Annotated in this window: 31 protein-coding genes, 1 pseudogene and 1 riboswitch; of the genes and pseudogenes, 31 read left to right on the top strand and 1 reads right to left on the bottom strand. The window is 27.4% G+C overall.

Annotation, left to right across the window (positions count from 1 at the left end):
* The first annotated feature begins 308 nt into the window (after positions 1-308).
* The 26 genes and pseudogenes from hisZ (at position 309) to HCG76_RS13380 (ending at position 20,125) form a co-directional block, all read left to right on the top strand.
* Complete coding sequence (gene hisZ / locus HCG76_RS13255) at positions 309-1,391, top strand: ATP phosphoribosyltransferase regulatory subunit (protein WP_311776399.1); 1,083 nt, start codon at positions 309-311, stop codon at positions 1,389-1,391.
* 16 nt (positions 1,392-1,407) lie between these two features.
* Entirely contained in the window at positions 1,408-2,034 is a 627-nt protein-coding gene (gene hisG, locus HCG76_RS13260; RefSeq protein WP_311776398.1) for an ATP phosphoribosyltransferase, read from the top strand.
* Positions 2,035-2,068: 34 nt separating this feature from the next.
* Positions 2,069-3,364, top strand: a complete 1,296-nt coding sequence (hisD, locus tag HCG76_RS13265) for a histidinol dehydrogenase (protein ID WP_221700921.1) — start codon at positions 2,069-2,071, stop codon at positions 3,362-3,364.
* The gene (gene hisC, locus HCG76_RS13270; RefSeq protein ID WP_221700920.1) at positions 3,348-4,421 is read left to right on the top strand and encodes a histidinol-phosphate transaminase; all 1,074 of its coding nucleotides are present in this window, start codon (positions 3,348-3,350) and stop codon (positions 4,419-4,421) included. The genes hisD and hisC overlap by 17 nt, the downstream gene beginning before the upstream one ends.
* Complete coding sequence (gene hisB, locus HCG76_RS13275) at positions 4,402-4,980, top strand: imidazoleglycerol-phosphate dehydratase HisB (protein WP_221700919.1); 579 nt, start codon at positions 4,402-4,404, stop codon at positions 4,978-4,980. The genes hisC and hisB overlap by 20 nt, the downstream gene beginning before the upstream one ends.
* A gap of 37 nt (positions 4,981-5,017) precedes the next feature.
* Positions 5,018-5,632 (top strand): imidazole glycerol phosphate synthase subunit HisH, encoded by a 615-nt coding sequence (gene hisH / locus HCG76_RS13280; protein WP_221700918.1) that lies wholly within the window; start codon positions 5,018-5,020, stop codon positions 5,630-5,632.
* A complete protein-coding gene (gene hisA, locus HCG76_RS13285) occupies positions 5,629-6,342 on the top strand; it encodes a 1-(5-phosphoribosyl)-5-[(5-phosphoribosylamino)methylideneamino]imidazole-4-carboxamide isomerase (protein ID WP_221700917.1) in 714 nt (237 codons plus the stop codon). Before hisH ends, hisA begins: the two co-directional genes overlap by 4 nt.
* 35 nt (positions 6,343-6,377) lie before the next feature.
* A complete protein-coding gene (gene hisF / locus HCG76_RS13290) occupies positions 6,378-7,142 on the top strand; it encodes an imidazole glycerol phosphate synthase subunit HisF (RefSeq protein ID WP_221700916.1) in 765 nt (254 codons plus the stop codon).
* A 15-nt stretch (positions 7,143-7,157) separates the two neighbouring features.
* Positions 7,158-7,496, top strand: a complete 339-nt coding sequence (gene hisI / locus HCG76_RS13295) for a phosphoribosyl-AMP cyclohydrolase (RefSeq protein WP_221700915.1) — start codon at positions 7,158-7,160, stop codon at positions 7,494-7,496.
* Positions 7,489-7,818, top strand: a complete 330-nt coding sequence (gene hisE / locus HCG76_RS13300) for a phosphoribosyl-ATP diphosphatase (protein WP_260458147.1) — start codon at positions 7,489-7,491, stop codon at positions 7,816-7,818. The genes hisI and hisE overlap by 8 nt, the downstream gene beginning before the upstream one ends.
* Before the next feature lie 165 nt (positions 7,819-7,983).
* On the top strand, positions 7,984-8,640 hold the full coding sequence (locus HCG76_RS13305) for an HAD family hydrolase (RefSeq protein WP_221700913.1): 657 nt from the start codon (positions 7,984-7,986) through the stop codon (positions 8,638-8,640).
* A gap of 152 nt (positions 8,641-8,792) precedes the next feature.
* Complete coding sequence (locus HCG76_RS13310; protein ID WP_221700912.1) at positions 8,793-9,224, top strand: RrF2 family transcriptional regulator; 432 nt, start codon at positions 8,793-8,795, stop codon at positions 9,222-9,224.
* Between the two features lie 71 nt (positions 9,225-9,295).
* On the top strand, positions 9,296-10,672 hold the full coding sequence (locus HCG76_RS13315) for a cation:dicarboxylate symporter family transporter (protein WP_221700911.1): 1,377 nt from the start codon (positions 9,296-9,298) through the stop codon (positions 10,670-10,672).
* 389 nt (positions 10,673-11,061) lie between these two features.
* Positions 11,062-13,272, top strand: a complete 2,211-nt coding sequence (locus tag HCG76_RS13320) for a stage V sporulation protein D (protein WP_195989739.1) — start codon at positions 11,062-11,064, stop codon at positions 13,270-13,272.
* 24 nt (positions 13,273-13,296) lie between these two features.
* On the top strand, positions 13,297-14,490 hold the full coding sequence (gene ftsW / locus HCG76_RS13325) for a putative lipid II flippase FtsW (protein ID WP_221700910.1): 1,194 nt from the start codon (positions 13,297-13,299) through the stop codon (positions 14,488-14,490).
* A gap of 124 nt (positions 14,491-14,614) precedes the next feature.
* Positions 14,615-15,064, top strand: coding sequence for a DUF2975 domain-containing protein (locus HCG76_RS13330; RefSeq protein ID WP_221700909.1), 450 nt, complete (start codon positions 14,615-14,617; stop codon positions 15,062-15,064).
* Positions 15,065-15,077: 13 nt separating this feature from the next.
* A complete protein-coding gene (locus HCG76_RS13335) occupies positions 15,078-15,290 on the top strand; it encodes a helix-turn-helix domain-containing protein (protein WP_195989736.1) in 213 nt (70 codons plus the stop codon).
* Positions 15,291-15,333: 43 nt separating this feature from the next.
* A complete protein-coding gene (locus HCG76_RS13340) occupies positions 15,334-15,822 on the top strand; it encodes a hypothetical protein (protein ID WP_221700908.1) in 489 nt (162 codons plus the stop codon).
* 39 nt (positions 15,823-15,861) lie between these two features.
* Positions 15,862-16,059, top strand: coding sequence for a DUF3955 domain-containing protein (locus HCG76_RS13345; protein WP_221700907.1), 198 nt, complete (start codon positions 15,862-15,864; stop codon positions 16,057-16,059).
* The gene (locus HCG76_RS13350; RefSeq protein ID WP_221700906.1) at positions 16,056-16,715 is read left to right on the top strand and encodes a hypothetical protein; all 660 of its coding nucleotides are present in this window, start codon (positions 16,056-16,058) and stop codon (positions 16,713-16,715) included. Before HCG76_RS13345 ends, HCG76_RS13350 begins: the two co-directional genes overlap by 4 nt.
* A gap of 33 nt (positions 16,716-16,748) precedes the next feature.
* Positions 16,749-16,937 carry a hypothetical protein gene (locus HCG76_RS13355; protein ID WP_221700905.1) on the top strand — a complete coding sequence of 63 codons (189 nt, stop codon included), beginning with the start codon at positions 16,749-16,751 and terminating at the stop codon, positions 16,935-16,937.
* Positions 16,938-17,016: 79 nt separating this feature from the next.
* Entirely contained in the window at positions 17,017-17,325 is a 309-nt protein-coding gene (locus HCG76_RS13360; protein WP_221700904.1) for a hypothetical protein, read from the top strand.
* A 60-nt stretch (positions 17,326-17,385) separates the two neighbouring features.
* Positions 17,386-17,490, top strand: a pseudogene (locus HCG76_RS13365) (histidine kinase dimerization/phospho-acceptor domain-containing protein); the annotation flags it as partial.
* Positions 17,491-17,685: 195 nt separating this feature from the next.
* Positions 17,686-18,198, top strand: a complete 513-nt coding sequence (locus HCG76_RS13370; protein ID WP_221700903.1) for a hypothetical protein — start codon at positions 17,686-17,688, stop codon at positions 18,196-18,198.
* A 156-nt stretch (positions 18,199-18,354) separates the two neighbouring features.
* A complete protein-coding gene (locus HCG76_RS13375) occupies positions 18,355-18,849 on the top strand; it encodes an RNA polymerase sigma factor (RefSeq protein ID WP_221700902.1) in 495 nt (164 codons plus the stop codon).
* A complete protein-coding gene (locus HCG76_RS13380; protein WP_221700901.1) occupies positions 18,842-20,125 on the top strand; it encodes a DUF4179 domain-containing protein in 1,284 nt (427 codons plus the stop codon). Before HCG76_RS13375 ends, HCG76_RS13380 begins: the two co-directional genes overlap by 8 nt.
* Positions 20,126-20,182: 57 nt before the next feature.
* Here the strand turns inward: HCG76_RS13380 and HCG76_RS13385 are convergent, their stop codons facing one another.
* Positions 20,183-21,508 (bottom strand): MATE family efflux transporter, encoded by a 1,326-nt coding sequence (locus HCG76_RS13385; RefSeq protein ID WP_221700900.1) that lies wholly within the window; start codon positions 21,506-21,508, stop codon positions 20,183-20,185.
* A 220-nt stretch (positions 21,509-21,728) separates the two neighbouring features.
* On the opposite strand from HCG76_RS13385, the gene HCG76_RS13390 reads away from it, so the two are divergent.
* The 5 genes from HCG76_RS13390 (at position 21,729) to HCG76_RS13410 (ending at position 26,075) form a co-directional block, all read left to right on the top strand.
* On the top strand, positions 21,729-22,016 hold the full coding sequence (locus HCG76_RS13390; RefSeq protein WP_221700899.1) for a DUF503 domain-containing protein: 288 nt from the start codon (positions 21,729-21,731) through the stop codon (positions 22,014-22,016).
* Between the two features lie 133 nt (positions 22,017-22,149).
* A riboswitch (SAM riboswitch) is annotated at positions 22,150-22,336 on the top strand.
* A 100-nt stretch (positions 22,337-22,436) separates the two neighbouring features.
* A complete protein-coding gene (locus HCG76_RS13395; RefSeq protein WP_221700898.1) occupies positions 22,437-23,399 on the top strand; it encodes a methionine ABC transporter ATP-binding protein in 963 nt (320 codons plus the stop codon).
* A gap of 2 nt (positions 23,400-23,401) precedes the next feature.
* Positions 23,402-24,049, top strand: coding sequence for a methionine ABC transporter permease (locus HCG76_RS13400; RefSeq protein ID WP_370778517.1), 648 nt, complete (start codon positions 23,402-23,404; stop codon positions 24,047-24,049).
* Positions 24,050-24,085: 36 nt separating this feature from the next.
* Entirely contained in the window at positions 24,086-24,907 is an 822-nt protein-coding gene (locus HCG76_RS13405) for a MetQ/NlpA family ABC transporter substrate-binding protein (RefSeq protein ID WP_221700897.1), read from the top strand.
* 208 nt (positions 24,908-25,115) lie between these two features.
* Positions 25,116-26,075: a YkvA family protein gene (locus HCG76_RS13410; protein ID WP_221700896.1), complete on the top strand. Its 960-nt coding sequence runs from the start codon at positions 25,116-25,118 to the stop codon at positions 26,073-26,075.
* Positions 26,076-26,082: the final 7 nt, after the last annotated feature.

A 26,082-nucleotide genomic window follows, 5' to 3' on the forward strand; every position in this document is an offset into this window, starting at 1 on the left:
CGTGCGAGTAGCACAGCCAGTAACAGAGCCTTATAGGCGTAGAGCAAACCACCCGTTTTACGGGTGGTCCTGATTTTTTTTTTTTTTTTTTTTTTTTTTTTTTTTTTTGTTATATAAATATAACAAAGTATTAATTTTAACAATTAATACTAAGAAAATAGTAAAAAAATAATTAATTAAATAAAATTTAGATAATAAATTGAGATAAAATATAATAAAATATTAATTGACAAATAAAACCAAAAGAGGTATATTAATATTAACTTTAATACTTTAATGTACTAAAGGAGGAGATTGGAATTAAGAATATAGTACCTGAGGGAACTAGAGATTTTACAATAGATGAATGTAAAAAAAGAAATGAAATTATTAAAATTATAACAATGGTATTTGAAAAGTGGGGATATGAAGAAATTGCAACACCAACTATAGAGTATTATGAAACTTTTAAACATAAAACTCAAAATTTAAAAGAAGAAGAGATGTATAAATTTTTTGATAAAAACGGAAGAATATTAGTCCTAAGACCTGATATGACAGTGCCTGTAGCGAGAATGATAAATACTAAATTAAAGGATATGAATTTACCTTTAAAGCTTTTCTATAAGGCAAATGTATTTAGAGTACATGAAAGTTTAGAAGGAAAAAGAAATGAATATTTAGATTGTGGTATTGAGTTAATAGGTGGAGATGGAGAAGGAATAGATTTAGAGGTATTAATAACAGCATTAGAAGTGTTAAAGTCTTTAAAAACAAAGGAAAGTTTTAAATTAGAAATAGGTAATGTAAATATCTTAAAATCTGCTATTAATTCAATGGATTTATCAAAAAATCACAAAGAAAATATAATTGAACTTATTAATAAAAAGAGTTTGATAAATTTAAAGTGTTATTTAGAAAATCTAGAAATAAAAGAGGAGTATAAAGAGTTTTTAATGACTTTACCATGGATTTTTGGTGGATGTGAAATGATTAAAAAAGCTAAAAAAATAGCATTTAATGATGAAATTAAAGAAAATATATTATATTTAGAGAAGTTATTTTTAAACTTAGTGGAATTAGGATATGAGAAGTATATATCACTAGATATGAGCATGGTTCCTAGATTAAATTATTATTCTGGTGTTATTTTTAAGGGATATGTTAATGGAATTGGATCAACAGTATTAAGAGGAGGAAGATATGATGGGTTATTAGAGAATTTTGGAAGAAAAGTTTCAGCAATAGGATTCTCTGTTGATGTGAATTTATTAATTAATTCTTGTAATTACAATGAAAATATTAAGAAGAAAAATATAATTGTAAATAAGAATGATTATTTAACGGCATTGAAGAATGCCATAAAGGAAACAAGAAATAATGAATATATAGATATTGAATATAAAGAATAAAAGTAGGTGATTTAATGTGATTAGTATAGCACTTACAAAAGGTAGAATTGAAAAAGATGCAATGAAAATATTTGAAGAAGCAGGCTTTGGAGTTGATGAATTAAAGGATAAAGGAAGAAAGCTAGTTTTTAAAGATACTAAAGAGAATATTAAATATTTTTTAGTAAAAGCTAATGATGCTGTAACTTATGTAGAGCATGGAGCCGCGGACTTAGCTATAGTAGGAAAAGATACAATATTAGAAAAGGGAGAAAACTACTATGAAATTTTAGATTTAGGTATTGGAAAATGTAAGTTCATAGTTGCAACATTGCCAGATGCCAATATATTTAATCGAATAGGCCATATAAAAATAGGAAGTAAATATCCAAACGTTTCTAAAAAGTATTTTGAAGGTAAAGGAATGGATGTTGAAATAATTAAAATTGAAGGTTCAGTAGAGCTTGCACCTATCTTGGGGATAAGTGAAGGAATAGTAGATATAATGGAAACAGGAACAACATTAAAAGAAAATGGATTAGTTGTTGTTGACGAAGTATGTGATATAAGTTCAAGGATTATAGTTAATAAATCTAGTTTTAAATTAAAAAGAGATGAAATAAATGAAATTATAGATAGAATTAGAGCAATATGCAATAAATAGTGTTTTTATATAGAAGTAAAGGGGGCAATTTAATATGATAGACATAATTGAATTAAATAATAAGTATATCAGTGATGTTGTATCAATTATAAAAAAGAGAAGTAATACTTTAAATATAAGAAAAAATGTAGAAGAGATAATTGAAAATGTAAAGTCTTCTGGGGATAAGGCTTTAAGGGGATATAGTTTGGATTTTGATAAAGTGTATTTAGAAAATTTTAAAATTGACGAAGAGGAAATAGAAAAGGCTTTTATTGAAGGCGATAAGTCTTTTATTAATATATTAAAGGAAAGTATTAAAAATATAAAAAAATATCATGAGAAACAAAAAAAGACAAGCTATATATATCAAAAAGAGTTTGGAGTATATATGGGACAAAGATTAATTCCAGTAGATAGTGTAGCTATATATGTACCAGGAGGAAAAGCAGCTTATCCATCATCTGTATTAATGAATGCTATTCCAGCAAAGGTTGCAGGTGTAGAAAAGATAGTATTAGTTACACCACCCGACAAAAGTGGACATGTTAATAAAAATATATTAATTGCTGCAAAGTTATGTGGAATAAGTAATGTTTATATGTTAGGAGGAGCACAAGCAATAGCAGCATTAACCTATGGTACAGAAAGTATAGAGAGTGTATCAATGATAGTTGGACCTGGAAATGCCTTTGTAGCAGAGGCAAAAAGGCAAGTATATGGAGATGTCGGAATTGATATGGTGGCTGGACCAAGTGAAATTTTAATTATTGCAGATGAAAAATCTAATCCTAAATATATTGCTGCAGATTTAATGTCTCAAGCAGAGCATGATGAATTAGCCTCTTCAATTTTAGTTACAACTTCTAAAGAAATAGCAGAAAAAGTAAACAGTGAAATTAAATTGCAAATTGAAAAAATGAGTAGAAGAAAGATAATAGAAAGTTCTTTTAGGAATTTTGGAAAAATAGTAATTTGTAGTTCTATAAAGGATGGTATTGAGTTTGCAAATTTAATAGCACCAGAACATTTAGAACTTTTAGTAGATAATCCTATGGAATATTTAGAAGGAGTAAAAAATGCTGGTTCAGTATTTATAGGTGAATATACTCCAGAACCTATAGGTGATTATTTTGGAGGAACTAATCATGTGTTACCAACAGGAGGAACAGCAAGATTTTCATCACCTCTATCAGTAGATACATTTATTAAAAAGTCATCATTCCTATATTATTCACAAAAAGCAGTAGAAAGAGACGGAGAAAAAATAATTAGATTTGCTACAGAAGAAGGGTTAACTGCTCATGCAAATTCAATAAAGGTAAGATTAGAAAATGAAGAAAATAAATAGTTATGGCAAGGTAGTGAATAAAGATATAGGAATAAGAGTAAATGCAAATGAAAGTTATAAAAATATAAGTGATTATGAATTAAGGGATATAACTGAGGAGATAGGTAATGTTAAATTTAATAGGTATCCAGATGATGAATGCAATGAATTGAGAGAGGTATATGGAAAAGTTATAGGAGTAAATAAGGAAAATTTAATTGTTGGAAATGGATCTGATGAAATGATTTCTTTAATTATAAGTTCACAAATTACTAGAAAAAAAGTTGTGCTAACAATAGATCCTGATTTTTCAATGTATGATTTTTATACATCTGTTAGTGATGGTGTAATAAAAAAATATAGTACTGAACAGAATGGAACTTTTTCTGTAAATAAGTTTATTAATTTTGGTGAAAAATTATCTCCAAAGTTAATAATATTTTCAAATCCTAATAATCCAACAGGTCATGTAATAAGCAATGAAGATATATTATATATATTAGATTCATTTAAAGAAAGTTTAGTTGTAGTAGATGAAGCATATTATGAGTTTTATGGACAAAGTATGATTTCATATATAGAAAAGTATAAAAACTTAGTAGTAACTAGAACTTTATCTAAAGCATGGGGATTAGCGGCTCTAAGAGTTGGATTCTTAATTGCTAATAAGAATTTGATAGAAGAATTAAGTAAAAATAAAGTTCCCTATAATTTAAATACAATTTCCCAAGTTATTGCTACTAATGTATTGAGGCATCCAGAGAAAATTCTTGAAAATGTAGAAGAAGTAGTTTACGAAAGGGAAAGATTATATAAAAATTTAAAAAATATAGAAGAAAGATGTAGTAAAAAAATAGTGTTTTATAAATCTAAAGCAAATTTTATTTTTGGAAGATCTGTTATTAAAGAAGAGATAAAAAGAGTACTAGATGATAATGGAATACTAATCAGATATTTTAAGGATGATAGTTTTAGAATAACAGTTGGATCATCATTAGAAAATGATTTAGTAGTTAATGTTATAGAAAGTGCAGTATTAAGTAGGGAGGCAGTATTTAATGAGAACATCACAAATTAAAAGAGATACAAAAGAAACTAATATAAACTTAAGTATTAATTTGGATGGTGATGGAATTAACAATATTAAAACAGAAATAGGTTTTTTCAATCATATGTTAGAATTAATGTCATTTCATAGTGATATAGATATTGCTTTAGAAGCTAGGGGAGATTTAGAAGTATGTGATCACCATTTAGTTGAAGATACTGCAATATGCATAGGAAAGTGTATAAAGAAAGCATTAGATGATAAGAGAGGAATAAAGAGGTATAGTACAGTTTTTATTCCTATGGATGAAGCTTTAGTAATGGTTTCTATAGATATTAGTGGAAGGGAATATTTGCATTTTGAAGCAGATTTTAAACGTGAAAGCATAGGGAGTTTTTCTGTAGAAATGGTTCAAGAGTTTTTTAGAGCACTTGCATTTAATGCCGAAATAACACTTCATATAAAAGTTTTATATGGAGAAAATGATCATCATAAAATTGAGGGGATTTTTAAAGCCTTTGCCAGAGCGTTAAAAGAGGCTATTAAGGTAGAAACAAATGAAATACCATCATCAAAGGGATGTATATAGTTATTAAAAGAAAACCTGTTAGGAGTTGAAGATTAAGATGATTGTTATTATAGATTATGGTATGGGAAATTTAAAAAATGTTTATAATGCATTGAAGTATTTAAATATTCCTTCTAAGATATCACAGGAAGTAGCAGAAATAAAAAATGCAGATAAATTAATCCTACCAGGGGTTGGGGCATTTAATAAAGCGATGTATAACATTAATAGTATGGGATTGACAGAGGTAATAAGTGAAAAAGTTAATAATGGAACACCATTATTAGGAATATGTTTAGGAATGCAAATGATATTTAAAAAAGGGTATGAAAATGGAGAATGTAATGGATTAGGTTTTATAGATGGAGATGTTAAATTATTAGAACCAAAGGAAAATGTAAAAATACCACATATAGGATGGAATAAACTAGAGTGTAATAGAGAAAATAATTTGCTTAAGGGATTAGCAGAAAATAGCTTTGTATACTATGTTCATAGTTATGCTGCAAGTAATGTAAAGGATGAAAATTTAATAGGATTTTCAAACTATGGTGCTATTAAGGTACCTTCTATTGTTTGTAAGGGTAATGTTTATGGAACACAGTTTCATCCGGAGAAGAGTGGTGAAGTAGGACTTAAAATACTTAAGAATTTTGGGGAGGTAATAAAATGATTGTAATACCGGCAATAGATATTATTGGAGGAAAGGCTGTTAGACTATACCAGGGAGATTATAAGAAGAAAGAAGTTGTTGGAAATGATATACTTCATATAGCAAAAGAGTTTGAAAAAAATGGAGCAAGGTATATACATTTAGTAGATTTAGATGGAGCAAAGAAAGGGAAGTTAGTAAATAAGAAAATAATAGTTAACTTAGCTAAAGAGCTTAGCATTCCAATTGAAGTAGGTGGAGGAATTAGAAGCTATAGTGAGGTTGATGAATTAATTAATAGTGGAGTTAGCAGAGTTATTTTAGGTACAGCAGCTTTAGAGGATGAAGAGTTTGTGGAAGGAGTAGTAAGGGATTTTGGAGAAAAGATTGCAGTTGGAGTTGATTGTAAAAAGGGGTATATATTTACTAAGGGATGGCTTGAAGAAAGTAATGTTCATTATATAGATTTTTGTATAAGGATGGAAAAGATAGGGGTTAAAAATATAATTTTAACTGACATAAGTAAGGATGGAACTCTAGAAGGTACTAACATATCTATGGTGAAACAGCTTAAAAAATATGTATCAATAAATATTACAGCATCAGGTGGAGTAAGAGATTATTATGATATTAAAAAGCTAAATGATTTAGATATATATGGTGTAATTATAGGAAAGGCATTATATTCAGGAAATATTGAGATGAAAAGAGTTGTAGAATTATGTAGTTAAATGGAGTGAAATATCTATGAATAAGGGGGGATGATATGCATACGAAAAGAATTATACCTTGTTTGGATGTAAGAAATGGAAGTGTTGTTAAGGGGGTAAATTTTATAGGTATTAAAGAAATTGGAGATCCAGTACAATTAGGTGAATATTATTACAAGCAAGGAGCAGATGAGCTTGTTTTTTTAGATATAACGGCAACTCATGAAGGAAGAGGAATAATGGAAAAAGTAGTAGAGAGAGTTGCTGAAAAAATATTTATACCATTTACAGTTGGAGGTGGAATAAGTAGCATTGATGATATAAGAAGAATTCTTAGAGCTGGAGCAGATAAAGTAAGTTTAAATTCTGCTGCAGTAAAAAATAAAAATCTTATAAGTGAAGGTGCTGTATACTTTGGAAGTCAATGTATAGTGTTAGCAGTTGATGCTAAAAGGAGAATTGATAATTCAGGATGGAATGTATTTGTAAATGGAGGAAGAATAGATACAGGAATTGATGCCTTAGAATGGATAAAAGAAGGAGTTAAACTTGGTGCTGGTGAAATATTGCTTACTTCTATGGATGCAGATGGAACTAAAGATGGATTTGATATTGAATTAACTAAAAAGGTAAATGATATTATAAATGTACCAGTGATAGCATCAGGTGGATGTGGAAGTCTAGGAGATTTTAAAGATATATTTAAAGATGGAAGGGCAGATGCAGCATTAGCGGCATCATTATTTCACTATGGGGAACTTACAATAAATGAAGTGAAGAAATATCTAAAAGAAAATAATGTAGCAGTTAGAACAATATAAATATTTGGAGGGATCATGAGAAGTGAATTAAAGGATAATAAAATTATATTAGATTTTAAAAAGGGAGGAGGACTTATACCTACCATAATTCAAGATTATTATACTGGTGAAGTATTAATGCTTGCATATATGACAAAGGAAAGCTTTGAATTGACAAAAACAACAAAGCAAACTTGGTTTTATAGTAGAAGCAGAAATGAATTATGGAATAAAGGTTCTACATCAGGGAATTTTCAAGAAGTAAAAGAAATTTGGTGCGATTGTGATAAGGATACATTATTAATAAAGGTAAAACAAAATGGTATGGCTTGTCATACAGGTGAAAAAAGTTGCTTTTTTAGGAGGATTGGATAGGGTGATATTAGAGGAGTTATATGAGATAGTAAATAATAGAAAAAATAGTGAAGAAGAAGGTTCTTATACTAAGTATTTATTAGAAAAGGGAACAGATAAGATATTGAAAAAAGTTGGAGAAGAATGCACTGAGGTAATTATTGCAGCCAAAGGCAATGATAAGGATGAAGTAATTAATGAAATCTGTGACTTAGCATACCATATATTAGTATTAATGGTAGATAAAAATATTGATATGGAAGAAGTTGAAAATGAATTAATTGCTAGAAGAAATAAGATTAATAATTTTAAAGGTGAAAGAAAAGAAATAGAGCAAATATAGAGATGGAAGTACAAGATAGTAGATTATTAATAGTTATAACATAACCCAATAATATTAAAAGTATCATTGGCTTATGTTATAATAAATTTATTACAAATATTATTTTGTAATTTAGTTATATAGAAAACTACTTTAATATAAAAGTATAGTATGGGAGAAGAAGAAATGATTAAAGCAGTAATATTTGATTTAGATGGAACATTATTAGATACATTAGAGGATTTAGCTAATGCATGTAATTTTGCATTAAGAAGCTGTGGATATAAAGAGCATCCAGTTAAAGATTATGTAAAGTTCGTTGGTAGTGGAAGATATATATTAATTCAACGTATATTACCTGAAGAATATAAAGATAATAAAGAAGTAATAAGCAAAGTTTTATCACTGTTTGATGAATATTATGGTGAGCACATGATTGATAATACGAAGCCTTATGAAGGAATTAATGATATGATTCAAGCTTTAAAAGAAAAAGATATAAAATTAGCAGTTGTATCTAATAAACCAGATGAGTTTGCAGGAGATGTAGTGAAAAAATATTTTAGAGATGATTTTGAAATTACATATGGACAAAGACCAAATCATGCTGTAAAACCGGATCCAAGAACAGTTTATGAAGTAATTGATTATTTAAAAGTAAATAGAAATGAATGCCTATATGTAGGAGATTCTGACGTTGATATGAATACAGCTACCAATGCAGGAGTTGAATCAGTAGGAGTTTCATGGGGATTTAGAGGTGAAGAGGAATTAAAAAAAGCTGGTGCCGATTATATAATTCAAAAACCAAGTGAATTACTAGATATATTAAATAGTAAATAATAAAATAAGTTTTTAGCAAAATAGATATATAGGATAATTCTTATATATCTATTTTGTTTTATTATATATATTGACAATAGAATAAAAAAGATATATTATTAACATAATACCGATAGGAATAGTAGGAAAAAGAAAGGGAGGTAGGTGAGATTATGAAAATTTCGACTAAGGGAAGATATGGAATTAGAGCTTTAATTGATTTAGTAGTTAATTCAGAATGTGGAAGTGTAACTTTAAAAGCTATATCAGAACGTCAAGAAATATCAGAAAGGTATTTAGAACAAATATTTTCATTGCTTAGAAAGTCAGGTTTGATAATAGGAAGAAAGGGTGCTCAAGGAGGATATATTTTATCAAAAAATCCGAATGAAATTACAGTAGGAGAAGTTTTAAGAGCATTAGAAGGTGAATCTCTTCTTATAGATATAAATGAAGATGAAGAGAATTGTATGGAGAGATTTGTAAATAAAATTATTTGGAGTGAAATAAATAAGAAGATAAATGATTATTTTGATTCTATAACATTAGAGTGTATTGTTGATGAATACAGAAAAGAAAAAGAAGAAATTATATATTATATCTAATTTTAACTAGTATAAGAAATGAATTTAATGTAATATATACATAGATATATATCAATATATAGGAGGATAGTATGAATAGTACTTTTTTATCAAATTTTATAATGATAACAAACTTTAAGACAATAGCATTTATTATTATTCTTGTAGCTATATTATTTGGAGTAAATATTATGGCTAAGAAGAAAATAAAATTTTCTACTAGAATGATAGTTTCTACTATTTCAGGTTTAGTTTTAGGGTTAATAGTTCAATTAGTAGCAGGATTTCCTAATAATCCAGGTGAGGTTCAATGGATTAGTGAAGTTAATAAGTGGTATGGACTTATTGGATATGGATTTATGGATTTATTAAAGATGCTTGTAGTACCTTTAATATTTGTATCTATTATCAGAGTTATTATTAACATGAAAGATGGAGAAAATCTTGGAAAGCTAACAACTAGGTCAATTTTTATATTATTAGGAACAACTACTATTGCAGCTATTGTTGCTATTATAGTAGGAAACTTATTTAAATTAGGAGTTTCAGCTAATGTTGTTGAAAGTACAAATGAAATAAGAGAAATAACACCAGTAGTAGATACTTTAAGAGGATTGCTTCCATCAAATCCAGTGTCTGCAATGGCAGAAGGAAATGTAGTTGCAGTAGTAATCTTTGCTGCATTTATTGGAAATTCTATGAAAATATTAAATAAAAAGTATAGTGATGTAATTAAGCCAGTAACTGATTTAGTTAATGCTTCTTATAAAATAATTACTAGTATTGCAATGACTGTTATAAAGTTAATGCCATATGCAGTAGTAGCATTACTTGCAAATACAATAGCCGGAAGAGGATTATCAGCAATAAAGGAAGTTATAGGGTTTATAGTAGCTCTATATGTAAGTATTATTATTGTATTTATTATACATTTAGTAATTATTGCGTTTTTAGGTGTTAATCCAATTAAATATGTAAAAAAGGTTATGGAGCCATTAATTTTAGCTTTTACTTCTCGTTCAAGTTTAGGTACATTACCAGTTACAATAGAAACATTAACTGACGGAGTTGGGGTAGATAATGGAATAGCATCATTTGTAGGAAGCTTAGGTTCAAATATGGGAATGAATGGATGTGCAGCGATTTATCCAGCATTAATGGCTGTAACATTAGCAAATATGTCAGGAACAACAATGGATATAAGTTTCTATGGAATGCTTATAGTAATAATTGTAATTGGTTCATTAGGAATAGCAGGATTACCAGGAAGTGCTACTATGGCAGTTTCAGTGGCTATATCAGGTATGGGAATGGGAGCGTACTTCCCGTTAGCTGGAGGAATAATAGCAATTGATCCTATATTAGATATGGGACGTACAATGTTAAATGTTAATGGTACAATGGTTACTGCAGTAGCTGTTGGTAAGACTTTTAACAAGATAGATAAAGATAAGTTAAATGCAAAATAATATATAAAAAAAGTAGTCAAGTACACCAGAATAATTAGATGTATTTGGCTACTTTTTCTAGTTTGTGAAAATAAAATCAACTGCTTGTAAGGAATTATAGTAAAAGTAAGAGGAAATACATTCTTGTATGTGAAATTTATATAAAATTTTATCAGAAATTAGATAATATTTAGTGTTAGTGACTTTTGATATACAGAAAAATATAGTAAAATATAATTTATGTAAGATATTAGATCTTTAATAAGATTTTTTTAAACAGATTAGTTTCAAATTAATATATCCAATGAAAATTAATTAGCTGTTTGGACATTGTTATCTCCCAGCTAAAAAGAGATACTAGTGTTAAAGCGGCTAGTAAGTAGATAAATACTATGATAGGAGATAAAAAAATGACATATAAAAAGAAAAAATATAAAAAGAAAAAAAAGACAGTTGGATATAAAAGTAGATTATTTATTGTTTCAGTTTTGGTATTTAGTTTATTGGCTTTTCTTATATTGAGATTAGCATGGCTAACTTTGGTAAGTGGACGAGAATTAGAGGCAAAGGCAAATTCAGAGTGGCAAAAGGAAATTAGTGTAACAGCTACTAGAGGGGATATATTAGATAGAAACGGTTCTGTATTAGTGTCTTCAGCAAATGTTTATAGAATAGACTTTGATTTAGATTCTGTTAGAAATCACATAAAAGAAAAGAAAATAACTATGAATGATATTGCAGTTGAAATTTCAAATGTAACAGGTGTAGAAGTTGAAGAAGTTCTTAAAGCATTAAATAAAAAAAATTCAGATGGAAGTGATGCCAGTTATTCACCTTTAGTTAGAGGTGTTACTAAGGCTGTAGCAGATAGTGCAGATGATTTAGGGATATATGGACTTATAGTTTCTAGAGATGTAAAGAGATATTATCCTAATGAAAACTTCTTAGCAAGTGCATTAGGAGGGATTAATTCAGAAGGAACAGGGTTAACTGGTATAGAATTACAATATGATGATTATTTAGCTGGAATTGCAGGTATGAAAATAGGCGCTTATGACAGCTGGGGAAATAGATTGCCTTTTGACACATATAAATTTACTCCACCTATAGATGGGAGTGATATAATATCAACAGTAGATGAGAATTTACAGTATATAGCAGAAAAAGTTGCACAGAAGGGGTTAGAAGAACATAATGCTAAAGGTGTCCATGTACTTATTATGGATCCTAATAATGGTGAGATATTAGCTATGGTAAATAAGCCGGATTATGATCCAAATGATCCATATTCAGGCTATGAAATTTTCGATGGAGAAACAGATAATGATAAGATACAAAATATGTGGAGAAATTGGTTAGTAAGTGATACTTTTGAACCAGGATCAACATTTAAAACAGTAACAATGGTTGCAGCCTTAGAAGAAGGTTTAGTTAGTGATAATGAAACATTTACTTGTAATGGTGGAGTGAAGTTTGGAAATACAACAGTTCATTGTTGGAAAAGAGATGGACATGGAACTCAAACATTGGGTGAGGTTTTAAAGAACTCTTGTAATGTTGGTATGATGGAAATCGGAGAGAGACTTGGAATTGATAAGTTAAATGAATATATATATAAGTTAGGATTTGGTAAAACAACAGGTATTGATTTGCCAGGTGAAGCATCTGGAATAGTGAAATCATCTGATACAGTTTCTGCTATTGATTTAGCAACAATATCATTTGGACAAACTAATACAGTTACAACACTACAACTTATGGCTGCTTTCAATGCTATAGCAAATGGGGGAGATCTTATACAGCCACATATTGTTAAAGAAATTTCTCATGAAGATGAAAGCGGAAATAGAGTAATTGATGAAACAATAAAACCTACGACAAAGAAAGATGTATTGTCTGACAGTAGTACAGCATTACTTAGAAGTTACTTAGAAAGAACAGTGACTAAGGATGGACCAGATGGATCCTTTGTACAGGGGTATAATGTTGGTGGGAAAACAGGAACAGCTCAAAAGGTTGATCCTGCAACAGGAACTTATTCAACGGATAAATATATATCTTCAATGGTTGCTTTAGCACCTGTAGAAAATCCACAGATAACAGTATTTATAGCTGTAGATGAACCAAGTAATGGTTCTTATTATGGAGGAGAGGTAGCAGCACCGTTAATGAAAGAATTATTTGAAGAAGTATTTAAATATATGGATTCACCACTTGCTAAAGAGAGATTTTCAATTTATAAAAATGTAATAATTCCTGACGTAAGAGGAAAATCTATTGAAGAAGCAAAGGAAATATTAAAAGAAAATGATTTAGAGGCTGAAGTTAAAGGAAATGGTAAAACTATTGTATCTATGGATTCTTATCCAGGTTCAACAGTAAAAGAAGGAACTACTATTTCTATTACAGCAAAAGATAATGGACAAGTAGGGAAAGAAATAATAATGCCAGATCTTAAAGGTAGTACGAAAGAGTTTGCAGCTTCTATTTTAGATAACCTTGGATTGGAATATGAATTTGAAGGAGAAGGAATTGTTTATTCTCAAAGTATAACTAGTGGAAATAAGATTGTAAAAGGAACAAAAGTTACAATTACTTTAAAAAAGGAATTTGAATATTAAATATTGTATACTGGAGAAGATAATATGAATAGTAATACAAAGAAATTAAAAAAAGGAAAGAGTAAGAAAAAATTCAAACGAAAAAAAAAGCTAAACTCTGTTAATCCATATATACTCTATTCTGTATTAGCACTTGTTGCAATAGGAATAATTATGGTGTTTTCAGCTAGTTATTATGATGCATTATATAAGCATAAGGATGTATTCTATTTTTTAAAGAAGGAACTTACCTGGGTTCCAGTTGGAATTGGTGCATTAATAGTAATTATGTTAATAGATTATCATGCGTGGAAAAAAATCACTATATTTGGGTATGGAGCTACAATATTAGCTTTAGTAGCAGTTCTTATTGTGGGAAAAAATATTAATGGAGCTACACGTTGGCTAGATATTGCAGGGATTTCATTTCAACCATCAGAACTTGCTAAATATGTTATAGTATTTTTCTTGGCAATGATGATCGATAGGTATGGAAAGGTGAGTAAGAACTGGAAGGTTCCATTGATTTATTTAAGTTCGGCTCTTATCTTTGCTGGATTAGTATATAAAGAAAATAACTTAAGTATTGCATCTATTATAATGTTTGTTGCATTTATAATGATTTTTGTATCAGGAATGAGTTTTAAAGAAACATTTTCATTAATAATTATTGGAGCTGTAGGTATTATAGTAGGAATTTTTAGCTCTGATTATAGAACAGAAAGATTTGTTAGTTTTTTAGATCCATGGAAATATGCTAATGATGAAGGGTACCAGTTAATACATTCTCTTTATGCTTTAGGGTCTGGTGGTTTATTTGGGGTAGGGCTAGGAAACTCAAAACAAAAAGCTTTATATATGCCAGAACCACATAATGACTTTATATTTGCAATAATAGGTGAAGAGTTAGGTCTTATAGGATGTATTGCTGTTATTACTATTTTTGTGGTATTAATATGGGCAGGGATAAAGGTTGCAGGTAAGGCTAAGGATAGATATGGAAAGCTTCTAGCTACAGGAATAATTTCTGTAATTGCATTACAAGCATTAATAAATATTGCAGTTGTTACAGGTAGTATGCCTGTTACTGGAGTTCCTTTACCTTTTATAAGTTATGGAGGTACATCATTAGTATTTAATATGGCTGCTATGGGAGTTCTCCTTAATATTTCAAGGCAATGTAAAAATACTAAAGATGAAATTGAAGAAAAAATAATAAAAAGTAAAATGAACGTTTAATAAAGAGGTTACGAAAGTAGCCTCTTTTATTATATATAAAACAATAATAATTTATTGAAAAACAATAAATTATTATTGACTTAATATATAAGTATGATATAAAATATCAATGAGGTGATTATAAATGAAAAATAATATATTTAGAAAAATGTTATATATAATATCGGTTTTATCCATTTGTATTACTGTTATTGGAGGAATAAGTATACCCTGGATTACGAAGCTATATTATTTAAACTTTACAAATTTAGAAGAGCCAAGATTTATGAGTACTTTTCTATTTATAACAGCAATACCATTTATTCTTTTATTGATTGAAGTTATGAAGTTGTCTAAAAGTTTACTTAATGATACATATTTGAATAAAGAAACGCTAAAAAGATTAAAAAGAATAAGTATTTATTCTTTAATTGAATTTTTTATTTACTTAGCAAATATTATATTTATGTATCGTAACTTAGTGTTTGTTGTGGTCATTATTGCTACATTAATGGTATTCATGATTACGTCGGTGATTAGAGAACTTATAGTAAAGGGAATAGAGCTAAAAGAAGAAAATGATTTAACTATTTAAGGAGATAAGCTAAATGATTATTGTAAATTTAGATGTTATGATGGCAAAAAGAAAAATGAGTGCGACAGAACTTTCAGAGAAAGTGGGAATAACTATGGCTAATCTTTCAATTCTTAAAAATAATAAGGCTAAAGCCATTAGATTTTCTACTTTAGATGCCATTTGTAAGGCTTTAGACTGTCAGCCAGGTGATATTTTAGAGTATAGAAGTGATGAGGATAAGTAATGAGCTTTAAATAATATTATAATATTTGGGGGGACAAGGTATTATGAGAAGGGTTATAATGGTCATTTTAACTACTATCATTTATGCAATGTTTTTTATAAGTTGTAGTAATATATCTAATATTAAAAGTACAGAATTAAACAATATATTTATTGATAATTTAAATATAGGAAGTTCAATTAAAAAGATAAATTTAAATAAATATACTGAAAGCAACGCATTTTTAGGGGATTATATGTGCAAATTTGAAGAGATAATAATTGATTCAAAGAACAATAAGATTAATTATTTGTTTGGAAAATTTGATGAAAATAGAATAGTTATTTCTGTAAATGATAAAAGAAATTTAAATTATATAGATGAAATAAAACAAATATTAGGAGATAATTATAAAGAAAAATGGAAAGATAGAGAACAAAATTTAAAGAAGTATATTTATTTTGATAAAATTAATAATATAAAAGCTGAATTTGTATATGTAAGCTTTGATGAAAGTTTAGTTTGGATTATTTTATCTAAAATAAATAGTTAACAAGAATTATAAAATGTAATTAGGTAAGGAGATAAGTATATGAAAAAGTATTTAATAAGTATAGTTCCACTAGCAATTGGAATTTTATGTTTTATATTATCAGGAGTAATAGGAAGTGAAGTGTTAGCAGATGGGACATTGAAAGAGCCATTCTTTTTAATACCTATAGGATATTTATTTTTAGCAATAGGAATAATTTTAGGTATTATTATTTTACTTAAGAGAAGAAAAGTATGAAAATAAGAAACAATTATAAGTTTATTATAAATAGTTTTATAATAATATTTTTAACTACACTAGCAGTTTACTTATTTGTAGATCTTAAGTTGTCACAAAATGATCTTCAGTTATCTTTAATATGGATTTATACTACATTATTTACAGTTTCACTTATATTAATTTTTATTATTCTTATTATTATATATTTTATGAGAATATTATTAAAAAAGAAGAATTGTTATGGAAGATTGATAAGGAGAGCAGGAGTAATTGTAGTTATTATGATAATATCATCAGTAATAATAACAAAAGAGCATAATCGTTATCACCATATTATTAATAGTAATTGGGAGTTGAATTTACCTACAAACTATGAAGAGATTTATTATAAGGACAGTGGTCCAAGTTTTAATGGTGATGGTGAAAGATATTCTATATTTCAATATGAGAATTTGGATGAAATTAACAATTTAATAGAGTGGCAAGAGAAAAATAGTAGTATAGAAATTAATATGATAAGTGTATTGAGAAGACTAGAAGTACCAGAGGAATATTATCCAGACTTTAAAACTAATTTTAAGTATTATTATTCTATTAAAGAAGATAATTCTAAAATACATATGATTTTAGATAGTAATTTAAATAAAACTTATACTGTAGAAGAGATATTCTGAGAATGAGATTATTGTAAATATGAAGGGCAATATATGAGTGAAGATGATAAAAAAATAAGAAATATTAAAATTCAATCTACTATAGCATTTATAATAGTTTTACTCATATTAGCTATGTTAATAGGAGGAATCATATTTTTAAAAGAGTTTTTTATTCCCAGTAAAGAATTAATATCAAGAACTGAATCAATTGATGGAAAATATGATTTTAGAGAGAATTAAATTAACAATTGATTATATACAACTTAAAGTTTATTTAAAGAAACATTAGAAAAATAAAAAAATATGGAGTAAAAGATATATGAATATTTTTAGATTATTAAATAATAATATTGAAGATTTAAATGAAGAGGAGAGAGTTCTTGCAGAAAATTTTAATGAAGCATTGAGAGAAAAATTAATAGACGACTTGGCAGAGTATGAAATTGATGAGTTTATTAAGGAATTGAAAAGTGATGAAGAGAGTTTTAGATTGAAAATATCAGAAATTTTAGTAAATGGGAAAAAGGGATATATTAAAATGCCTACAAAGACTTTAATAGATATATATCTTGATAAAAAGGATGAAGGTGAATTTATAAATTTAATTGAAAGTATAAGTAGTATGTAAAAGATACCTCTGAAGCAAATTCATATATTGGATTTGCTTTAGAGGTATTTTTGTTAGAAAAAGTTAATTGTTAATATTTCTCATGATTTAAAAACTCCCTTAACTTCTATAATTAATTATGCTAAATTTTTAAGAAGAAGGAATATTACTAAAGAAGATAGAAAGTAATATATAGATATATTAGAAATAAAATCTACAAGTCTTAAGTATTAATATGGAAATACAGAAGGTTTAGGTTTAGTATTAGATATAGCAAAATCTTTATTTGAATTGCATAATGGCCAGCTTAAGGTTGATATTGATAATAATGAATTTATAGTAGATATGGTTATTTAGAAATGTAATTAGAGGAGAGTATTTATGAAAAAAGAGATAAAATTAAATAATTTAATATTTCCAATATGGATACTTTGGTTATTTCCGCCTATTGTTATTGTAGCTATGATAGGAAATTATATTATTGATAGTTTAGTAATATTATTAGCTTTAGTAGTATTTAAGGTATCTTCAGTGACTGGAGAAAGTACAAAAAGTCTTTATAAAAGAAGTATATTAAAGGTATGGATATTTGGTTTTCTAGCAGATATACTAGGAACAGCATTGTTATTTATTATAATGATGATACTAGGTGGAACTGAAGATTTAGTACAAGGTATAAGTTATAATCCATTATCTAATTTAGGATCATTTTTAATAGTATTTATTGCAATTTTAGCAGCTGCAGTATTTATTTATATTTTTAATTATAATTATGTATTTAATAAACTTATAATTGAGAGAAAGGCTAGATTAAAAGTAGCATTAACTATTGCAATATTAACTATGCCGTGGACATATTTAATACCAACAGAGTGGTTTTTTAAATATTATTAATATAATATTGATACAAGAATAACAAGTGTAAAAATACATTTGTTATTTTTTTATAAAAATTTTTTGTTTATTTAAACAAAACTATATTTTCATACGTCTATATATTAGAATTTGAAATGGTACTATTTACATAATTCTAGATAGGAGAATAAATTAATGATTAAAATTAGGGGTAAGAGCTTAGAGAAAAGGTTCGAACAAGAAGTTATTGATAATAAAGAAAAGCTTTATAGATTAGCATACTATTATGTAAAAAATCATCATGATGCTATGGATATACTTCAAGAAAGTATATTAAAGGGATATTCTAATTTATCTAAGATTAAGGATAAGGATTCTATAGATAAGTATTTAAGTAGGATAATAATTAATACTGCAATAGATTTTATTAGAAAGAATTCTAAAATGATTTTTACTGATGATGAATGCTTAAAAGAAGTAGAATCAGAAGTAAATTCAAGTGATATTAATTATGCTGTTGATAATCTTGAAGAAGATCTTAAATCTATTATAGTTTTAAAGTATTTTCATGGTTATAAGATAAGTGAGGTTGCAGAAATATTAGATATTTCAATTTCTACAGTTAAAAATAGAATGCATAAGGCTTTAAAACAGTTAAGAGTAGAAATTAAGGAGGAAATTTATGAGTAAAAATTATTTTGGTGATGAAAAATTAAAATATGAAAATATAGAAATACCTAAAGAATTAGATTTTGTGGTAAAGAAAACTTTAAAAGAAGGAAGAAGAAAAAGAAAAGTACAAACTGTATATAAGTATGGTATTGGAGTAGCAAGTACATTTTTAGTTTTTGTATTATTAGTTAATATGTTTCCAACTGTAGCTTACGCTATGAGTAATATACCAGGAATTAATAAACTAGTAGAGTTTGTTAAGTTTGATAAAGGTTTTGATAATGCAGTAGAAGAAGGGCTTGTTAAAGAAATAAATTTTAAAGAAGAAAAAAATGGAGTAAAGTTTAAAGTAAATACTATAGCTGGTGATTGGAAAAGTCTTTGGATTGATTATGAGATATCTAGTGATACAGAACTTGGCGTTATAGTTAGTGTAAATGAGAGTAATACAGAAAATGAGATTCCAGTATTAATAGAATATAGGGATGGAGAAAATAAAGGAGAACGATATATAAAAATAGGGTTTCAAGAGTTTAATGAAAATTTTGATTTGAAATTTAATATATTTAAAGATGATGAAGATGCGATGCATGGAAATTATATTGCAAGCTTTAATATACCTATTAGTTTAGATAAGGAGATTTTCAATTGTGAGTTAAAAGAAATTACTTTAGATAATAATTTAATTAATACTGAAATAGGTGATATAGAAATAATAAGTTTAAAAAGTAGTAAAACAAGAATTGTTATGGAATTTAAATTGAATAGTGATAAATATGAATATATGAACTTTGAGAAGCCTAGATTTATAGATGATAAAGGAAATATATACGAAATAAGTTCATCATATATAAGTAGCAGTGATGAAAATAATGCAATTAAAATTGTAGAGTTACAAGGTGAAATAAAAGAGAATATTAAAAAATTAACTTTTCAGTTTGATTCTATGTATTATGCTAGAAAAGATAATAGAAGTATTATTGTAGATTTAAAAAATAGGCTAGTAGAGCCTAATGATTATAATTTTGAATTTGAAAATTTAATAGGAAATGAACTTATATTAAAGGCTGAAGATGTTGAAAGTGTATCATTTGAAAATATTATACTTGAAAATGGGGATGATTTAATAAGTGAAAGTGGAGTATCTTGCATAAGTGATGAAGAAAATGATAATTATTATATTAAATCATATTTTAAATTAAATGATGTTAATGTTGATAAAGTTAAACTGGAAATATTTTGGATAATGAAGGATAAGGTTGAAGGTAACTCAATAGATTTAATATTAAAATAAAAAAATATAACTTAATATAGGGGGACGAGATTAATGCTCGTCCTCTATGTTTATTTATTAGATAATTTCCTTACTCCAATTAGCTTTCTTATAATAAATAAGTGTAACTATAAAACCTATTATCCATCCAATAGGAATACCAATCCATATACCGTCAACTCCTAATAGATTAGAGAAAAAATATGATCCAGGTATTCTTGCAAGCCATAATGATATTATTGAGCTAATAAGAGGAAAGATTGCATTTCCTGCTCCCTTTATAGCACTAGTTAACATAAATGATATACAGATAAATATAAAAAATGGTCCGATAGTATTTAAATAACGAGATCCTATTTGTAATACTTCACTATCTGAATTAAACATCATTATTAGTTCTTTTGCAAAAAGGCTAAATAAAATTGCAACAGAAATGGCCATAACAATTGATATATAAATTGAATATTTTAATCCATTCGTAATTCTATCAAATTTTTTAGCTCCCTTATTTTGTGCAACAAATGTTGAAACAGCAGCCCCTAGATTTATAATAGGAAGTGAAATAAAACTTTCAATTCTAAGACCAGCACCAAAGGCAGCCATAGCAGAAGAACCATAGCTATTCACTAAAGATTGAAGTGCTATATTACCAAATGAAAATAACATTTGCTGAATAGCACTAGGAATACCAAGTTTTAAACCTTTCTTGAATATTTTATTGTTAAAATTCATTACTTTAATTTTAATATTAAATAACTTATGTTTTTTGTTTAAGTATATGATACTAAATATAAAGGATGTACCTTGAGAGATTACTGTTGCAAGAGCGGCACCAGAAATATCCATTTTAAAATAAATAATGAAAACTATGTCTAATATTATGTTTAGTATTGTTGCAATAATAAGAAAGTATAATGGGTTTTTAGAATCTCCAAGCCCTCTTAAAATAGCACTTACACTATTATATCCAGCAGAAAATATAGTTCCAGCAAAAATTATTATAAGATAAATTTTTGAAGAATAAAGAATATCCTGTGGTGTGTTCATTAGTTTTAAAATTGGTTCACATAATGCTATTCCAAGGAATGTAATTATTATTGAAGATATAAACACAAATATGTAAGTTGTATCTATTGTATTTTTAACCTTGTCCATTTTTTTTGAACCATAGTATTGAGATACTAAAATTGAAAATCCAAGAGTAATACCAGTTAAAAGTGATGTTAGTAAAAACATAATTGGATTAGCGCCAGATACAGCAGCCATAGCATCTTTACCTATAAATTGACCCACTATAATGGAGTCAGCGGTATTGTAAAGTTGTTGAAATAATGCTCCAATTAGCATTGGAAGAGTAAATAATAAAATTGATTTTCCCTCATGTCCTGAAGTTAAGTCTCTCATAAAAAAAGCCTCCCTTAGTTATTTAAAGTCTTTTGTATTTATAAAAACTAAAATAATTATATACTAGTATGATAAAATTGTAAAAAGAGGTAAATTTAAAGTAGAAATATAAAAAATTATGATTAGTATAATATCAATATTTAGAAGTAACGTGGATAGAATATTAATATAGTATCAAATTAAGATTTAATATAAAAATTAAAGTTGAGGTGCTAAAAATATGAAGATATTAATAATGAGACTAGAATTAAGAGCCGAGTGGGTAAATTCATTAAAAGAAAAGAGAATGATAGTACTAAGTTTGACTAAACGTATTTCAAATAAATTTAATGTATCAGTTTCAGAGGTGGACTTGCAAGATGTTCATGAGAGAATTGGAATTGGTATTACAGCTGTAAGCACAACAAAAGAGATATTATATTCTTTAAAGGAAAAAATATTAGATTTTGTTGAGGATAATACTGATGCAGAGTTAATTAAGATAGAAGAGGAAATTATAGACTACTAAACTTAAAATGTATTAAGTAAAAGTGATAAAATATATATTTATTTATCAAGAAAAATTTTCTAAAGAAAATATTGACAAAATATCCAAAGTAATATATATTTATATCAACGACACAAAACAATTAAATATCTGAATCTTATCAAGAGTGGTGGAGGGACTGGCCCTGTGAAACCCGGCAACCTATTAACAGTTACTAGTTAGTAGTGAGTAGTTAAAGTGAAAGAAATTCTTTAGAATTTTATAATTAACTACTAACTAAAAGCTAATGACTATATTAATGTGGTGCTAATTCCTGCAGTTTTTTAACTGAGTGATGAGAGGGTAAATTAATAGTGATTTTTATGCGCACTTGAGTTTATTCTCTAGTGCGTTTTTTTTGTTCAATAAAAAATCAATAATTTATATGGGGGAGAGACAAGCATGATTAAAATGCAGAATGTAAAGAAAAATTTTGGTAAAACTGAAGTTTTAAAAGATATTTCTTTAAATATAAATGAAGGTGAAATTTATGGACTTATTGGACATAGTGGAGCTGGAAAGTCAACTCTTTTAAGGTGTATAAATGCTTTAGAAGATTATAATGATGGATCAGTAGAAGTTATGGGGAAGGAAGTAAAAGATTTAAGTGAAAAAGGAAAAAGGGAATTAAGAAAAGAGTTAGGAATGATATTCCAAGGTTTTAACCTTTTAAATAGAAAAAATGTATTTAAAAATGTCTCATTGCCATTAGAAGTATGGGGATATGATAAGGCATTCATAAATAAAAGAGTAAATGAACTTTTAGAAATAGTAGGACTTTCAGAAAAAGCTAAAAGTAAGCCATCAGAATTAAGTGGGGGACAAAAGCAAAGAGTTGCAATTGCAAGAGCATTGGCGTTAGAACCAAAGATACTTTTGTGTGATGAAGCAACATCAGCATTAGATCCCAAAACAACTAAGGATATACTTTCATTACTAGATGATATTAATAAAAAATTAGGAATAACTATAGTAGTTGTTACACATCAAATGGAAGTAGTAAAACAGGTTTGTCAAAGAGTAGCCTTACTTCAAGGGGGTATACTTGTTGCGGAAGGAAGAGCAGAAGAGGTCTTCTTAAGACCAGAAGTATCATTAAAGAAATTTTTAGGTGAGGTAGATGATGATACGTTGCCAACAGAAGGGATAAATATTAAGTTATTCTTCCCAAGTGATTCATCAGAAAATGCACTTATAACAAAAATGGCAAGAGAATTAAATATAGATTTTTCTATAGTTGGTGGAAATTTGGAGAAATTTAGAGATAAAGTTTTAGGAACATTAACTATAAACATAGATGAAAAAGATAGAAAAGAAGTAATGAAATATCTATCAGCAAAAGACATTATATTGGAGGTGCTGTAAATATGGATATCAAAATGATTAATATTATGATTGAAGCATTAGGACAAACTATTTATATGGTATTTTTCTCGACATTATTTGCAAGTGTTTTAGGATTTATACTTGGAATAATAGTAACGGTTACAGCTCCAAAGGGGTTAAAGCCAAATGCTGTAATATATAAGGTTTTAGATTTAGTAATAAATGTACTAAGAAGTTTTCCATTTATAATTTTAATAGTATTTATTATTCCATTAACTAGAGCAATTGTTGGAACACCAATAGGTGAAACAGCGGCAATAGTACCATTAACAATAGCAGCAGCACCGTTTGTTGCAAGAATAATAGAATCAGCATTAAAAGAAGTGGATTCAGGAATAATAGAAGCGGCTAAATCATTTGGTGCATCAAATTCTCAAATAATATTTAAAGTAATGATTAAAGAAGCAGTTCCATCAATTATATCAGGATTGACATTAACTATAATTAATATAATAGGATATTCAGCAATGGCAGGGAGTGTTGGTGCTGGAGGGTTAGGTAAAGTAGCTATAAGCTATGGATATCAAAGATATCAAACAGATGTAATGATAGTTACAGTAATTATTTTAATAATAATTGTTCAAGGACTGCAAAGTTTAGGGAACTATTTATATAAAAAATTAAGTTAATAAGTAATATTAAAATAAATTTAGGGGGAATTTTACATGAAAAAGAGAAGTATTTTAACAGTAATAATAGCAGGTATAGTAGCAGTAGGACTAGTAGGATGTGGAAATAGTGGAAGTTCATCAAATAACGATGACAAAGTAATAAAGGTGGGTGTATCACCAGTTCCTCATGAAGAAATTATGGAAGTCGCAAAACCACTTTTAGAAGAAAAAGGATATACAGTTGAAATAGTTGAATTTACTGACTATGTATTGCCAAATACATCATTAGAAAATGGTGAAATAGATGCAAACTATTTTCAACATATAGCTTACTTAAATTCATTTAATGAAGATAATGGTACACATTTAACTTATACAGCAGAAATTCATTTAGAACCAATGGGGGCTTTTTCTAAAAAGTATAAATCTGTTGATGAAGTTGAAGAAGGAGCAACAGTTGCAGTTCCAGATGATCCATCAAATGAAGCAAGAGCATTAAGAGTATTAGCAGCTGCTGGATTAATTGAAGTAAATGATGGAGAATTAATTACTATAGCAGATATAACTTCAAATCCAAAAAAATTAGAATTTAAAGAGTTAGAAGCGGCAACATTACCAAGAGTTTTAGAAGATGTTGATATTGCAGTAATTAATGGTAACTATGCGTTAGAAGCAGGACTTGATGTAAATAATGATGCTTTCTATGCAGAAGATAAAAATATTGAAAGCTTAAAAGAAAGAAGAAATGTTTTAGCTGTTAAAGAAGGCAGTGAAAATACTCAAAAAATTAAGGATTTAACAGAAGCTCTTACATCTGATGAGGTTAGAGAGTTTATAGAAGAAAAATATAATGGAGCAGTTGTTCCGGTATTTTAATTTAATAAAAGCAATAAATAATTATAATAATTACTTGGGGAATTAATTATTATAAAGGGGCTTAAATGATATAATACGGAGAGAATAAAGATGATTTCTAGTGAGGAAATCATCTTTTATTATTTCAGTAAATGAAGTATACTGTATATTATGTATATAGTATATAGAAAAATATTACAAGTATCAGAGGGAGAAAAGAGGACAAGCTATGAATATTTCTAATATAAATGTTGGTTTAACAGGAGAAGATTTATTAAGTATATATAATGATTTTGTATCAATAAAAGAACTTAATATAGAAAATATAGAAATAAAAGAAGATATAAGGATAGTAGGTTCATTTACAAAAGGTATTGTTATAAAATTTGAATGTAGATTTAAGTTGAATTCTATGGAGAATGGATTAATAAATGGTGAGGTTACTGGATTTAAAATTCTTAATATAGGAATAGTATCATTTTTAAGAAAGATTGCATTAAAGTTTGCTTTAAAATCTTTAAGTGATATGGGTATAAGCTATGATAATGGTAAAGTTATAATACAATATAAATACTTATTAAAGGATATTCCATATGTTGATTTTGATATTCATAGTATATATTGTGCATATGGAGTTTTAAATGTAGAATTAAAAAATATAAACTTATCTTTAGGCGGAGAGTTAAAGAAAGAAATAGAACTTATAAGTTTTGAAAAAGAAAATAAAGCTGAATTTAATGAAGAAGAAATAAAGAAAACAGAAGATTGTTATACTAAGGGAAGAGAAAAGGTTAGCAGAAAGTTACCGGAAAAGGCTAAAAAATATAAAGATTATATTTTTGTATTGCCAGATATTGCAGCTTTAATATATAGATTACTTAAAGATAAAAGAGTAAGCATGAAAACTAAACTTGTAATATCAGGAGCTGTTGCTTACATTACAATACCAAGTGATTTAATACCTGATAAAGTTCCTTTTGTAGGTAAAATTGATGATATAGCAATTGGAATATTTGCATTGAATGTTATAATGACAGATGTGCCATTAAATATAATAATGGAAAATTGGCAAGGTAAAAATGATATATTAGTGGTTGTTAAGAATGTAATTGAATATGCTACCAACTTTACTGGGGCTAAGAATATAGATAGTATTTATAGGGTTATGGAAGAAATTTTATCAGTTTAGAATAGGA

It is taken from the genome of Clostridium sp. K13 (assembly GCF_019734195.1).
GTDB lineage: Bacteria > Bacillota > Clostridia > Clostridiales > Clostridiaceae > Clostridium.

Excerpts from the sequence above, each read along its gene's own strand:
- hisA (WP_221700917.1), top strand. The coding sequence starts at position 5,629 with ATGATTGTAATACCGGCAATAGATATTATTGGAGGAAAGGCTGTTAGA.
- HCG76_RS13320 (WP_195989739.1), top strand. The coding sequence starts at position 11,062 with ATGACATATAAAAAGAAAAAATATAAAAAGAAAAAAAAGACAGTTGGA.
- HCG76_RS13335 (WP_195989736.1), top strand. The coding sequence starts at position 15,078 with ATGATTATTGTAAATTTAGATGTTATGATGGCAAAAAGAAAAATGAGT.
- hisH (WP_221700918.1), top strand. The coding sequence starts at position 5,018 with ATGATTGTTATTATAGATTATGGTATGGGAAATTTAAAAAATGTTTAT.
- HCG76_RS13370 (WP_221700903.1), top strand. The coding sequence starts at position 17,686 with ATGAAAAAAGAGATAAAATTAAATAATTTAATATTTCCAATATGGATA.
- HCG76_RS13315 (WP_221700911.1), top strand. The coding sequence starts at position 9,296 with ATGAATAGTACTTTTTTATCAAATTTTATAATGATAACAAACTTTAAG.
- HCG76_RS13375 (WP_221700902.1), top strand. The coding sequence starts at position 18,355 with ATGATTAAAATTAGGGGTAAGAGCTTAGAGAAAAGGTTCGAACAAGAA.
- HCG76_RS13305 (WP_221700913.1), top strand. The coding sequence starts at position 7,984 with ATGATTAAAGCAGTAATATTTGATTTAGATGGAACATTATTAGATACA.
- hisI (WP_221700915.1), top strand. The coding sequence starts at position 7,158 with ATGAGAAGTGAATTAAAGGATAATAAAATTATATTAGATTTTAAAAAG.
- hisD (WP_221700921.1), top strand. The coding sequence starts at position 2,069 with ATGATAGACATAATTGAATTAAATAATAAGTATATCAGTGATGTTGTA.
- hisF (WP_221700916.1), top strand. The coding sequence starts at position 6,378 with ATGCATACGAAAAGAATTATACCTTGTTTGGATGTAAGAAATGGAAGT.
- HCG76_RS13385 (WP_221700900.1), bottom strand. The coding sequence starts at position 21,508 with ATGAGAGACTTAACTTCAGGACATGAGGGAAAATCAATTTTATTATTT.
- HCG76_RS13395 (WP_221700898.1), top strand. The coding sequence starts at position 22,437 with ATGATTAAAATGCAGAATGTAAAGAAAAATTTTGGTAAAACTGAAGTT.
- HCG76_RS13340 (WP_221700908.1), top strand. The coding sequence starts at position 15,334 with ATGAGAAGGGTTATAATGGTCATTTTAACTACTATCATTTATGCAATG.
- HCG76_RS13350 (WP_221700906.1), top strand. The coding sequence starts at position 16,056 with ATGAAAATAAGAAACAATTATAAGTTTATTATAAATAGTTTTATAATA.
- HCG76_RS13310 (WP_221700912.1), top strand. The coding sequence starts at position 8,793 with ATGAAAATTTCGACTAAGGGAAGATATGGAATTAGAGCTTTAATTGAT.
- HCG76_RS13410 (WP_221700896.1), top strand. The coding sequence starts at position 25,116 with ATGAATATTTCTAATATAAATGTTGGTTTAACAGGAGAAGATTTATTA.
- HCG76_RS13405 (WP_221700897.1), top strand. The coding sequence starts at position 24,086 with ATGAAAAAGAGAAGTATTTTAACAGTAATAATAGCAGGTATAGTAGCA.
- HCG76_RS13330 (WP_221700909.1), top strand. The coding sequence starts at position 14,615 with ATGAAAAATAATATATTTAGAAAAATGTTATATATAATATCGGTTTTA.
- hisC (WP_221700920.1), top strand. The coding sequence starts at position 3,348 with ATGAAGAAAATAAATAGTTATGGCAAGGTAGTGAATAAAGATATAGGA.
- HCG76_RS13345 (WP_221700907.1), top strand. The coding sequence starts at position 15,862 with ATGAAAAAGTATTTAATAAGTATAGTTCCACTAGCAATTGGAATTTTA.
- hisB (WP_221700919.1), top strand. The coding sequence starts at position 4,402 with ATGAGAACATCACAAATTAAAAGAGATACAAAAGAAACTAATATAAAC.
- HCG76_RS13360 (WP_221700904.1), top strand. The coding sequence starts at position 17,017 with ATGAATATTTTTAGATTATTAAATAATAATATTGAAGATTTAAATGAA.
- HCG76_RS13355 (WP_221700905.1), top strand. The coding sequence starts at position 16,749 with ATGAGTGAAGATGATAAAAAAATAAGAAATATTAAAATTCAATCTACT.
- HCG76_RS13400 (WP_370778517.1), top strand. The coding sequence starts at position 23,402 with ATGGATATCAAAATGATTAATATTATGATTGAAGCATTAGGACAAACT.
- HCG76_RS13390 (WP_221700899.1), top strand. The coding sequence starts at position 21,729 with ATGAAGATATTAATAATGAGACTAGAATTAAGAGCCGAGTGGGTAAAT.
- HCG76_RS13380 (WP_221700901.1), top strand. The coding sequence starts at position 18,842 with ATGAGTAAAAATTATTTTGGTGATGAAAAATTAAAATATGAAAATATA.
- ftsW (WP_221700910.1), top strand. The coding sequence starts at position 13,297 with ATGAATAGTAATACAAAGAAATTAAAAAAAGGAAAGAGTAAGAAAAAA.